The 11,107-nt window shown below is 46.8% G+C and carries 12 protein-coding genes; 7 read left to right on the top strand and 5 right to left on the bottom strand.

Annotation, left to right across the window (positions count from 1 at the left end; all coding sequences use genetic code 11):
* Nucleotides 1-218 (top strand): hypothetical protein (locus JOD82_RS16510; protein WP_209949682.1); only part of this gene is annotated, 218 nt, incomplete at its 5' end.
* Between the two features lie 189 nt (nucleotides 219-407).
* On the opposite strand, the gene JOD82_RS16505 is transcribed toward JOD82_RS16510, so the two are convergent.
* Complete coding sequence (locus JOD82_RS16505; RefSeq protein ID WP_209949681.1) at nucleotides 408-695, bottom strand: hypothetical protein; 288 nt, start codon at nucleotides 693-695, stop codon at nucleotides 408-410.
* A gap of 171 nt (nucleotides 696-866) precedes the next feature.
* On the opposite strand from JOD82_RS16505, the gene JOD82_RS16500 reads away from it, so the two are divergent.
* From JOD82_RS16500 to mmsB, 4 genes are all read left to right on the top strand, one after another.
* Nucleotides 867-1,070, top strand: a complete 204-nt coding sequence (locus JOD82_RS16500; RefSeq protein WP_019686344.1) for a helix-turn-helix domain-containing protein — start codon at nucleotides 867-869, stop codon at nucleotides 1,068-1,070.
* A gap of 551 nt (nucleotides 1,071-1,621) precedes the next feature.
* A complete protein-coding gene (chvE, locus tag JOD82_RS16495; RefSeq protein WP_209949680.1) occupies nucleotides 1,622-2,707 on the top strand; it encodes a multiple monosaccharide ABC transporter substrate-binding protein in 1,086 nt (361 codons plus the stop codon).
* A gap of 32 nt (nucleotides 2,708-2,739) precedes the next feature.
* Nucleotides 2,740-4,290 (top strand): multiple monosaccharide ABC transporter ATP-binding protein, encoded by a 1,551-nt coding sequence (mmsA, locus tag JOD82_RS16490; protein WP_209949679.1) that lies wholly within the window; start codon nucleotides 2,740-2,742, stop codon nucleotides 4,288-4,290.
* Nucleotides 4,274-5,437, top strand: a complete 1,164-nt coding sequence (gene mmsB, locus JOD82_RS16485; protein ID WP_039269462.1) for a multiple monosaccharide ABC transporter permease — start codon at nucleotides 4,274-4,276, stop codon at nucleotides 5,435-5,437. Before mmsA ends, mmsB begins: the two co-directional genes overlap by 17 nt.
* Nucleotides 5,438-5,542: 105 nt before the next feature.
* Here the strand turns inward: mmsB and JOD82_RS16480 are convergent, their stop codons facing one another.
* Both JOD82_RS16480 and JOD82_RS16475 read right to left on the bottom strand, forming a co-directional pair.
* On the bottom strand, nucleotides 5,543-6,442 hold the full coding sequence (locus JOD82_RS16480; RefSeq protein WP_069011529.1) for an SDR family oxidoreductase: 900 nt from the start codon (nucleotides 6,440-6,442) through the stop codon (nucleotides 5,543-5,545).
* Between the two features lie 76 nt (nucleotides 6,443-6,518).
* A complete protein-coding gene (locus tag JOD82_RS16475) occupies nucleotides 6,519-7,271 on the bottom strand; it encodes an MBL fold metallo-hydrolase (protein WP_165144548.1) in 753 nt (250 codons plus the stop codon).
* Nucleotides 7,272-7,430: 159 nt separating this feature from the next.
* Here JOD82_RS16475 and JOD82_RS16470 point away from each other — a divergent pair, with 159 nt between their 5' ends.
* Nucleotides 7,431-7,856 carry an Lrp/AsnC family transcriptional regulator gene (locus tag JOD82_RS16470; protein WP_165144551.1) on the top strand — a complete coding sequence of 142 codons (426 nt, stop codon included), beginning with the start codon at nucleotides 7,431-7,433 and terminating at the stop codon, nucleotides 7,854-7,856.
* A 249-nt stretch (nucleotides 7,857-8,105) separates the two neighbouring features.
* Here JOD82_RS16470 and JOD82_RS16465 read toward each other — a convergent pair whose 3' ends face one another.
* Nucleotides 8,106-8,582: a GNAT family N-acetyltransferase gene (locus JOD82_RS16465; RefSeq protein ID WP_209949678.1), complete on the bottom strand. Its 477-nt coding sequence runs from the start codon at nucleotides 8,580-8,582 to the stop codon at nucleotides 8,106-8,108.
* Nucleotides 8,583-8,715: 133 nt separating this feature from the next.
* On the opposite strand from JOD82_RS16465, the gene JOD82_RS16460 reads away from it, so the two are divergent.
* Nucleotides 8,716-9,630 (top strand): EcsC family protein, encoded by a 915-nt coding sequence (locus JOD82_RS16460; protein WP_209949677.1) that lies wholly within the window; start codon nucleotides 8,716-8,718, stop codon nucleotides 9,628-9,630.
* 101 nt (nucleotides 9,631-9,731) lie between these two features.
* Here JOD82_RS16460 and JOD82_RS16455 read toward each other — a convergent pair whose 3' ends face one another.
* On the bottom strand, nucleotides 9,732-11,000 hold the full coding sequence (locus JOD82_RS16455; RefSeq protein WP_029516140.1) for an MFS transporter: 1,269 nt from the start codon (nucleotides 10,998-11,000) through the stop codon (nucleotides 9,732-9,734).
* Nucleotides 11,001-11,107 lie beyond the last annotated feature (107 nt).

Genomic DNA, 11,107 nt, shown 5'->3' with positions numbered 1-11,107 from the left:
ATTTGGCGAAGAGCAAGAAAGGGGAAGAAGGAGAAAAACTGTATCAGCAAGCCTTTGAAAAATACGAAAAGGCCGTTGAAATCAAACCGGACAAGCACATAGCGTATAACAACTGGAGGATTGACTTAGAGAATTTAGCTAAAAGGAAGGAAGGTGAAGAAGCAGACCGGTTGTATCAGCAAGCAATGCAATTGAAAGAGAGAGTGAAAAATAAGTGAAGAGGATAATTGAAATATATGGTAGAAAAAAGGGCTGCGTATAACATGATATTCAAGCTGCGGCTCCTGATGTAGTCTTGGTCTGCTGAATGGATTTCGAAGGAGAATTTCAGCAGACAACCCCTTCGGGGTTCATGAATACAGAAACGTTATACGACAGAATTAAAATGAAGAAGAGCCAGAAGGCTCTCAGTCTAAAGATATATGTAATTCGTTATGCAGGTGAAGAGCGTCCTTAAAACCTTGCAAATAAATTTCACGTTCTAAAATAGCTTGAACAGAAAGCTCAGCATCATCGTAAAGAAATAGGGTCTTCTGTATATTTTCCGGCACTCCTTCATGTAACTGCTTGAAATAGAGATTCCGTTCGGATGAGAACTGGTTGTAGCTGGAGTTGTGTTTCATAAGCTTGCCATATAAAGATTCAATTCGAGTGTGAATCAGTGAATCAAGTAAAACTTCTAAAGAATTATGCATTTTGGACACCATCCCATGTATTTGATTTTATGAATAAAAGTTCAACTTATTAAATGTAATTTCATCATATCAAAAAATCAAGTCAATACATGTTGAAGATGTTTTTGAAAAAGAAAATATACTTTCATATAATTAAAGGAAAATTCACTTCATGTGTGAAAGGAATATCAGATGATTAGTTACAAACCTTTTCAAAAATTATTGATCGATAGGGAAATTAAGAAGCAAGACTTACTTAAAATGACGGGGATTTCGTCTGCTACAATGGCGAAGCTCAATACGAATGAATATGTGTCATTAGAAGTAATTGATAAATTATGTACGGCTTTAGGTTGTCAGCCAGGAGATTTATTGGAACACATAGCAGAGCAATGACAGATCAAGATCAAGGAAGAATTTTAGTTGATCGAAGAAGTGATTCCGTCGTATAACAAAAATATTCAAGCTGCGGCTCCGTTGGAGCCTGGGTCTGCTATATAGTCTTTTTATCTAATAGGATTAGCTGGCGTTTATTGACCCACACGTACATGTCATTGATGAATTGTCAATAAAAGTGTGAACTCTTTAGATAGCCAATTTAATGATTCAACAAATTGAGACTTTGCCAATCGTAAGAAAGGCTAAGTCTTTTTTCGTTTTCAAAATAAATGAGTGATCTCCTGATAATCTTCATTTCCCTCAAATCCAAATACCCTGCCCCCCCACACACAAAGGTTAAAATTTTATAAAAAAAGTTCAAAACCAGCAAAGACCTTTCCCGGCCTGGAATGATACCATGTGTTTGCACATAAAAAAAGGAGAGGCACTCATTGCCTCACTTATGTAAGCGCTATCTCATTTCAACTCTAATTAGCACTGACCTGAGGATTTTGCAAAATCCTTACCTTCAAATTGACCTGCATTACATGAGGAAAGGGGAACTTCATATGAAAAAAGGAGCTGTTGTCGCTTGGCTTCTGGTTTTGGCCCTGATGCTTTCGGCCTGCAATCTGGCGGAGAGTGGAACGGGCAGCAAGGAAAAAGGCTATGTGGGCATTTCCATGCCGACCAAATCGTCCGAGCGTTGGGTAGGGGACGGAGAAAATATGGTTCGGTTGTTTCAGGAGCAAGGCTATAAAACGGATTTACAGTACGCCGAGGACGTAGTGGAAAATCAAATCTCCCAAATCGAAAATATGATCACCAAGGGCGTCAATGTTATGGTGATCGCTTCGGTCGACGGAAACACGCTGACGGATGTGATTCAGAAGGCACACGACCGAGGGATTCAGGTCATTTCTTATGACCGTCTGATTCGCAACACACCGTATCTGACGTATTATGCGACCTTCGATAACTTCAAGGTGGGCGTGCTACAGGCGGCGTATATTGAGAAAAAGCTGGGACTCAAGGAAGGCAAAGGCCCTTTCAATATCGAGCTGTTCGGTGGTTCACCGGATGACAATAACGCTTATTTCTTCTTTAATGGTGCGATGTCCGTACTGAAACCGTACATTGATTCCGGTAAGCTGGTCGTACGCAGCAAGCAGATGACGATGGCACAGATCGCTACACTGCGATGGGATGGAGCATTAGCGCAGTCGCGGATGGATAATCTGCTGAGTGCCTACTATTCAGGGGCCAATCTGGACGCGGTACTATCCCCGTATGACGGAATTAGTATCGGTATCATTTCATCCTTGAAAGGGGTCGGATATGGATCAGCGAACAAGCCGCTGCCGATCATTACGGGGCAGGATGCGGAGCTGGCTTCCATCAAGTCCATTGTGGCTGGGGAGCAGACGCAAACTATATTTAAGGATACCCGCAAGTTGGCTGAGCAAACGGTCGTGATGGCCAACAGCATTTTACAGGGCAAACAAGCGGAAGTGAATGACACCAAATCCTATAACAACGGTAAAAAAGTCATTCCTGCTTACTTGCTTGATCCGATCTCGGTAGATCGAACGAATGTGGAGAAGGATATTGTCGGCAGTCACTATTACACCAAAGAGCAAATTGGACTGAAATAAGAGTAGGAATCCAACCGAAAGGAGCGTATCCCATGACTGGAATCATTTTGGAAATGAAGGGAATTACCAAAACCTTTCCCGGCGTGAAGGCATTGGAAAATGTAAATCTCAAGGTCAAGGAAGGCGAAATCCATTCCCTGTGCGGTGAGAACGGTGCGGGTAAATCGACGCTGATGAAGGTACTAAGCGGTGTATATCCGCATGGAACCTATGAAGGGGATATTGTTTTCCAGGGCAAAACGTGTGAGTTCAAGGATATCAAGCAGAGCGAGGAACTAGGCATTGTCATTATCCATCAGGAGCTGGCGCTGATCCCGTACCTCTCGATTGCGGAAAATATTTATCTGGGCAACGAACGCGCCAGTGGCGGCGTGATTGATTGGAAAGAGACTTTTGTAGGGACACGCGATCTGCTGTCCAAGGTCGGTTTGAGTGAAAATCCCAATACATTGGTTACGAACATTGGGGTCGGGAAGCAACAACTGGTTGAAATTGCGAAAGCGCTCTCTAAAAAGGTAAAGCTGCTTATTCTGGATGAACCAACAGCGGCATTGAATGAGGATGATAGTGAAAATCTGCTTAATTTGATGCTGGAATTTAAAAGACAGGGCATTTCCTGCATCCTGATCTCCCACAAGCTGAATGAGGTCGCGAAGGTGTCAGATTCGATCACGATTTTGCGGGACGGAAAGACGATTGAGACACTGGATATGAAGAAGGATGAGGTTACGGAGGATCGGATCATTAGCGGGATGGTTGGACGTGATCTGACCAGCCGTTATCCAGAGCGTCATGCCGAGATTGGCAAAGTCGTTCTGGAAGTGAAGGATTGGACGGTGTATCACGAGCATCATGCAGACCGTAAGGTGCTGGATCAGGTGAATTTGAACATCCGTCGCGGTGAAATTGTCGGTATTGCCGGACTGATGGGAGCGGGACGGACAGAGCTGGCGATGAGCATTTTTGGCAAGTCGTATGGACGTAACATCTCTGGTCAGCTGATTAAAGACGGCAAGCCGATCCAGAACAACACGGTTACGGACGCGATCAACAACGGCTTTGCCTATGTGACAGAGGATCGCAAGGAGTATGGCCTCATTCTGATGGATGATATCAAGCGTAATATTTCGCTGACTGGCCTGAACAAGCTGACGAAGGGCGCTGTCGTCAATGAGCAGGAGGAAGTCGTCATTGCAGAGGAAATGAAAAAAAGCATGAACATCAAAGCGCCGAGCATTTTACAGAAAACGGGTAACCTGAGTGGTGGCAATCAGCAGAAGGTGGTGCTGAGCAAATGGATTTTCGCCGGGCCGGATATTCTGATTCTGGATGAGCCGACACGCGGCATTGATGTGGGTGCCAAATATGAAATTTATACCATTATTCATCGACTTGCCGCTGAAGGCAAGGGAGTGCTGGTCATTTCGTCCGAGCTGCCAGAGGTACTAGGTTTGTGTGACCGGATTTATGTCATGAATGCTGGGCGGATCACTGGAGAGGTTAGCCGTGAGGGCGCGTCGCAGGAAACGTTGATGAGATATATGACCAAGTCAGGAGGCGTGAAGCATGGAAACCATAACTAAACTATTTAAAAATAACATCCGCCAATATGGCATGATGATTGCGCTGGTCGTCATTATGATTTTGTTCGAGGTGCTGACGGGCGGCCTGCTGTTGAAGCCGATTAATATTACCAATCTGATTCTGCAAAACAGCTATATTCTCGTGCTGGCGATCGGGATGGTGCTGGTCATCATCACTGGGCATATTGATTTGTCCGTCGGCTCCATAGCCGCTTTTGTCGGTGCGGTTGCCGCCATAATGATGGTCGATTGGCAGCTTCCAGCATGGATCGCTGTGATTGCATCTTTGCTGGTCGGAGCGTTAATCGGCGCATGGCAAGGGTTCTGGGTCGCTTATGTACGGATTCCGGCATTTATCGTTACATTGGCGGGAATGCTGCTCTTCCGTGGATTGACCATGATTGTGCTGGAAGGTCAATCGATCTCTCCATTTCCGGGGGGCTTCCAGAAAATCAGTTCAGGCTTCCTGCCGGATTTTTCATCTACCGGTTATAACCTGGTATCCATCATTGTCGGCATTGCACTCACGGTATGGTTTATCGTGAACGAACTTCGCGAACGTCGTTCTCAGCTTAAATATGGATTCGAGGTTCCGTCACAAGCTTTATTTGTACTCAAGTTGATTGTGGTAGCTGCGGTCATCAATCTGTTCACCTTCATGCTCGCGAGCTACGCGGGGATACCTAACATTCTCGTGCTGCTGTTCATACTGATCGTTGTGTACTCCTTCGTCATGAACCGCACGATTATGGGACGTCATGTGTATGCGTTGGGTGGAAATGAAAAGGCAGCGGGTCTGTCCGGTGTCAAAACGAAAAAAGTAACGTTCTGGGTATTCGTCAACATGGGGGTGCTGGCCGCCATTTCCGGTCTGATCTTTGCTGCACGTCTGAACGCGGCTACGCCGAGAGCGGGTACGAACTTCGAGCTAGATGCCATCGCAGCCTGCTTTATCGGTGGAGCTTCCGCATCCGGCGGGATCGGAACCGTTTTTGGAGCCATTATCGGTGGTTTGGTCATGGGCGTACTGAATAACGGTATGTCTCTGATCGGTCTGGGTATTGACTGGCAGCAAGGAATCAAGGGCTTGGTGCTGCTGCTGGCGGTTGCCTTCGATATTTACAACAAAAACAAAAGATCTGCTTAAGCTCAGATTCGGTATCGTAAAACAAGAAAACCTCCAGTTCCACTAGAAATGTGGATGCTGGAGGTTTTCTTGCTTGTTGGGTCTTGTGGCTATCAGCCAACGAAACTAAGTGGTGACCATTTGGCCGCCGTTTATATGCAGCGTTTGGCCTGTAATGTAGGAACCGTCATCCGAAGCCAGCAGCACATAGGCAGGAGCCAATTCATAAGGCTGCCCGGCACGCTTCATTGGTGTATTGCTGCCGAAGGTGCGAATGACTTCAGGCGACTGTGTGGCCGGATTCAGCGGAGTCCAGATCGGACCGGGCGCAATGGCATTCACGCGAATACCCTGATCGACCAGATTATTAGCCAAAGCGCGGGTGAAGCTGACGATAGCTCCTTTGGTAGCTGAATAGTCGATCATATTCTTTTGACCCACATAGGCTGTCACCGATGCCGTATTGACGATGCTAGCCCCAGCCCGCATATACGGCAATGCTTCTGTAGTCATATGGAAGAAGGAAATAATATTCGTATCAAACGTATCACGAAGCTGCTGCTCACTGATATCCAGATACGATTCGCGCACAAACTGAATACCTAGGTTGTTAATCAGGATGTCAATACGACCAAAGGTTTCCATCGTTTGTTGAACAACCAGACAGCAGTTGCTTTTTAGCCTTAGATCCCCCGGAATTAACAAACAACGTCGGCCAAGCCTGTGAATGACATCACGGGTTTCCATAGCATCTCGATGCTCATCGAGATAGGCAATGACCACATCGGCCCCTTCCTTGGCAAATGCCACTGCAACCGCGCGACCAATACCACTGTCCCCACCGCTAATAATCGCCACCCGATCCTGAAGCTTTCCAGTGCCGATATACTTTGGATTATCATAAATAGGGCGTGGAACCATTAGGTATTCCAACCCCGGCTGTCTATATTGATGCTGGGGAGGAAAAGTAATCGGAACTTCTTTACATTGGGTTTCTGTACCGTAATTAGGATATTGCCAATTCATCGATAATCCCTTCTTTATACGTTTTGAAATCCAATATATTCAAAATAGGCGCAAACGGTGACTCAGGACGATTGCCTTACTCCGAAACCGTCGCTCCATCTGCCGGAATATGGACGCGCCCCTTTAAACCTTCACGGTTGATATGTTCCGTAAGCTCTGAGCGAGTTAGTAGACAATGATTGATTGCTTCCATGTGGACAGCCACGATTTGTGTATAAGGGGCATGTTGTGCTACCGCCGTTACATCTTGGGCAGTCATAATAATGGGATCACCTACCGTAAACCGTGCTCCTCCAGCGTTCACAATTGTCCAGTCAGGACGGTATTTATCCAGTGTTTCCGCGACTTCACTGCACCAGATCGTATCCCCGGCCAAATAGACGACAGGTTCACCTGGTGCCTGAAAAACAAAGCCGGATACGGGTCCCATCTGCTCCCCGATTTCTCCGGTGCCGTGATGCCCGGTTGTACGGATAATCTCAATTTCTCCCACAGAACCAGCCAACGGAATCGGGGTAACCTGTGTAAAACCATCAGCAGTGATTTGTTCTTCATTTCCGGGCTGGCAGAAGACAGGAATTTGTTTGTCCAACCAGCGTACTGCTGCCGGGTCCCAATGATCGGGATGTAAATGTGTGACGATGACAACGTCAGGCTGTCCGAGTGCCTGCCATTGTGGCGGCAAGGGAACCAGCGGATTACGGCGGGCATTTTCCGTATTGGGGACCGGCGGATTTGCGCCAGCATCGCTCAACATCGGATCGATCAGAAATTTTATTCCAGCGTATTCCAGCCATAAGGTTGCGTTACGGATTAGTGTGATTTTCATATATGAAAGCTCCTTTGTGATGAATGTTATTTTTGACCAAGTGTATTTTCGGTAGTTCATTGTTTCTGTTACAATCATATCTGACGCAAGGAGCTACAGGCTACGGTTTGCTGAAAGGAAAATCAGCATTATCGTTTCATCATGAAAGGAAAAATAACTATGGAACTATTCGCACCTGATGACACCGATCTGCGCATTCTTCATCATTTAATTGAAGACAGCTCTTTATCGCACAAGGAGATCGGCCAGCTTGTTCATTTGACAGGTCAAGCCGTAGGGGCGCGTGTTCGAAGAATGCAGGATGCGGGCATTATCGAAGGCTATACGCTGCGCTGGAACCCTGAAAAAATTGGACAGACGATTCATGCCTTTATTACGGTTTTTTTGAATTCAGGAACGACTCACAGTGCTTTCCAGGCTTTTGCACGGGAGCATCCCTATATTGTTGAAATCCACCGGGTGAGTGGGGAGGGCTGTTATTGGATGCGGGTGCGCATGTCCTCACAGACAGAGTTAAATACCATGCTGGATGAGCTTACGAAGTTTGGTAATTACAAATTGAGTTTTTCAATTGGTGAGATTTAACGATAAAAGCTTTCGGCGTTGGTGCCGAAAGCTTTTCTATTTGGGCGAGGGCTATCGAGGTCAACTTATAGTGTGTGTTCAAAAAAACGGCTTTTCAGGACCGAGAAGGTTGGATGAAGCTAGGGACAGAGTAGCGGAGCGTAGACAGATCTACGTGAGCAACGGAAGGCCCGGCTGAATTCAAGATTCGACGTCGAATCCGCTTCTTGAATAGCTTCGTTATGGAAAGACGACTTTTTGAACAACCTCTTATAGGCTCATTTTAAAAATATGCTGCAAGCCGTGTTGACCCATTTTAGTGTCACCTTCATCTATAAAGCCGCATTTGCGATACAGACTTTGGGCAGACAGATTATGGGCATTGACGCCCAGTACAATCTCGCGAATATGTGGGAAGTGTCTGGCGATGAACTGTGGTAGTAGAAGCAGCCCTTTTTTGGCGAATCCTTGTCCCTGATCTGCGTAATGAATAGAGAACGCGCGTAGCAGCAGTGCCTCAGAAGTATTCGTATAGTCCGCTAATTCATCCCCATTGTATAAAATGAAAAATCCAACGGGTCTTCTAGTAGCCGTAATCACGACAGGATGGCGGTGCGGATCTTCCTTGGCCAGTATGAGCATTTCATCCGGCATTCCAGTAAACTGCTTCTGCTCCTCAGGTAAGTAGAAGGTATGTAAAATGGCATCATGCCCACAATGGTAAGGGACAAGCTCTACATTATTCATCATTACACTCCGATCTGTATGGATTTTTAACTTTCTTTATCATCTAGTTTGCTAAAAAAAGAAACCTGAACTCGCCTTGCTTACGTATTACCCATACATAAACTAGCATAGTCAAAAGGAGACGTCTACGCTTATGAAGCAGCTTACAGAATATCGGGAAAGCCAGGACGTATTGCGTCATGAGTTGAAGAATATTGAAAAATGGGAGAAGGAACAGAAGGACATTTTTTTCTGGGAAAAAATCGGCAGATGGCCTTTTATGTTGCTGGATCGGCTGACGCCCAAAATCATTAAAGACAAGCTGGAGCAACTCCTTAACGAGTTGGGTAGCTTCATTCAGAACGGCGGCAAATATTTGGTGAAGGAAGAAACGGTTCTGAACAGGCTGAAAAAGACGGCCCATGAACATGTCATTCAGCAAAATGGTGCAGATTCCGCTTCGGATACGCAGGACCTGCCTCGTGCCGGGGAAAACGTTGATTCAGAACATAGTGTCGAACCTATGTGGGAGTTGAAGCAGGCGGCTGAGCTCCCGCTAACCATCATGGATCGGACTGCCGACGATATGACATCGGCTCGCATTACCTTTGCCACCGCTCAGGGAGCAACAACGGGGATTGGTGGTGTGTTTACGATTGCGGCGGATATTCCTCTTTTGCTCGGCTTGTCGCTCAAAGTGCTTCAGGAAATAGCCTTGTGCTATGGCTTTAATCCCCATGATAAGCAGGAACGCATTTTTATTATTAAATGTATGCAATTTGCTTCATCCGATATTGTGGGGAAGAAGGCCGTATTAGAGGAGCTGGCTTTGTTCGATGATCCTTCACGTCAGGCACAGGTTTTTTCCCAGATGCAGGGATGGAGAGAGGTCATTAACACCTATCGTGATCAGTTTGGATGGAAAAAGCTGCTTCAAATGGTCCCGATTGCGGGCATTTTGTTCGGGTCTATCGCGAATCGAAGTGCTATTAGTGATGTAGCTGAAGCAGGGAAAATGCTGTATCGGAAGCGTCGGATTGTGATGCGTTTGGCAGAAGTAGAGAACTGATTGCAACTTAGGTATAAACGGGGGAATTTTTTTCGTGAGGAAACACGTGAGTTGGCTATAAAGGTGTGCAGCGGCCAGGATGGCCGCCACACGTTTGTCTGTTACACTTCGGCTCCATTTTCTTCCGCCCAGCGGTTCAGAGTTTTATCTGTAGGAAGCAGGAAGGTTAAGATGCCGAGCAGTGGCAAAAAGCCGCACAGGAACATGATGTGGGTGATGCCTACTTTGTCGATCCAGTTGCCGAGTACGAGTGCGCCTACACCGCCAAGGCCAAAAGCCAGACCTGTAATGAGACCGGACACGGTCCCGATTTTACCAGGCACGAGCATCTGCGCATATACGACTGTGACCGAAAAGCTAGATAGCATAATAAATCCGATAATCGCCAGCAGGATTGCCGTCCAGAATTGGTTAGCATAAGGTAGTGCCAGCGCGAGTGGTGCAGCTAATACCATGGACAGAAAAATCATATTGCGTTTACCAAAACGGTCCGCGAGCGGACCGCCAAAGAAGGTGCCCAGCGCTCCAGCTCCGAGGAACAGGAAAATGTAAAGCTGTGCATCAGCCAATGGCATTTTAAATACTTCCATCAGGTAAAACGAATAGTAGCTTCCGACCGAGGTCGAGTACCACGAACGGACGAATACCAGTAGAATGAGGACAATCATGGCAAACATAACGCGGTTACGCACTTCGGGCTTCATGCGGCGTGCCACCGCTTTTTTGCGTGCAATGCCTTCTGTACGTAGGACGTTACCGTACCAGCGTGCGATGAACGATTGCACCACAATTCCCGCTGCCGCAATACCTGTGAACCAGATCGCACCAAATTGTCCCAACGGGATAAAAATCCAGCTCGTGAGCATCGGCGCCAGCGATTGGCCCGCATTACCGCCAACTTGAAAAATGGATTGTGCCAATCCCCGACGCGGCCCGGCCGCCATATGGGATACGCGCGAGCCTTCAGGGTGAAAGGCAGCCGAGCCCAGACCCACAAAGATGACTGCGATCAGCACCGCTTTATAATCGGCAGCATAGGCGAGCAACAGCATGCCAGTCAGCGTAAAGCCCATGCCGATGGGAAGGATAGCGGGCGTAGGCCGTTTGTCCGAAAACAAGCCAATCACAGGCTGCATGATTGAAGCTGTAAAATTGATCGCGAATGAAATCCAGCCGATCTGCGTGTAGTTCAGGCTCATAGATTCCTTTAAGATCGGAAAGATCGCTGGAATGACCGATTGAATCGAGTCATTGAACAGATGGACGAAACTGATCGCAATCAGAATCGCAAAAACGGTGCCTTTCACTTGCGGCCCTGGGAGGGGGAGCGATTGGCCCGTTTCATTTTTTGTAGCGGATTTACTAGTCATGGCAACCTCCGAATATGTATGTATATTTTAAGATATAGGAAGCGATCCGTTTGCAGCAAATGGCTGAAAGTGGGATGAAGGCCACCTTTACTCATTACTGCTTGCCC

Source organism: Paenibacillus sp. 1182, assembly GCF_017833915.1.
GTDB classification, from domain to species: Bacteria; Bacillota; Bacilli; order Paenibacillales; family Paenibacillaceae; genus Paenibacillus; species Paenibacillus polymyxa_D.
The sequence above is the reverse complement of the archived record's forward strand: the minus strand, read 5'-3'. Positions and strand labels throughout refer to the sequence as shown.

Coding starts and splice junctions, on each gene's coding strand:
- JOD82_RS16505 (WP_209949681.1), bottom strand. CDS start 695: ATGCATAATTCTTTAGAAGTTTTACTTGATTCACTGATTCACACTCGA.
- JOD82_RS16500 (WP_019686344.1), top strand. CDS start 867: ATGATTAGTTACAAACCTTTTCAAAAATTATTGATCGATAGGGAAATT.
- chvE (WP_209949680.1), top strand. CDS start 1,622: ATGAAAAAAGGAGCTGTTGTCGCTTGGCTTCTGGTTTTGGCCCTGATG.
- mmsA (WP_209949679.1), top strand. CDS start 2,740: ATGACTGGAATCATTTTGGAAATGAAGGGAATTACCAAAACCTTTCCC.
- mmsB (WP_039269462.1), top strand. CDS start 4,274: ATGGAAACCATAACTAAACTATTTAAAAATAACATCCGCCAATATGGC.
- JOD82_RS16480 (WP_069011529.1), bottom strand. CDS start 6,442: ATGAATTGGCAATATCCTAATTACGGTACAGAAACCCAATGTAAAGAA.
- JOD82_RS16475 (WP_165144548.1), bottom strand. CDS start 7,271: ATGAAAATCACACTAATCCGTAACGCAACCTTATGGCTGGAATACGCT.
- JOD82_RS16470 (WP_165144551.1), top strand. CDS start 7,431: ATGGAACTATTCGCACCTGATGACACCGATCTGCGCATTCTTCATCAT.
- JOD82_RS16465 (WP_209949678.1), bottom strand. CDS start 8,582: ATGAATAATGTAGAGCTTGTCCCTTACCATTGTGGGCATGATGCCATT.
- JOD82_RS16460 (WP_209949677.1), top strand. CDS start 8,716: ATGAAGCAGCTTACAGAATATCGGGAAAGCCAGGACGTATTGCGTCAT.
- JOD82_RS16455 (WP_029516140.1), bottom strand. CDS start 11,000: ATGACTAGTAAATCCGCTACAAAAAATGAAACGGGCCAATCGCTCCCC.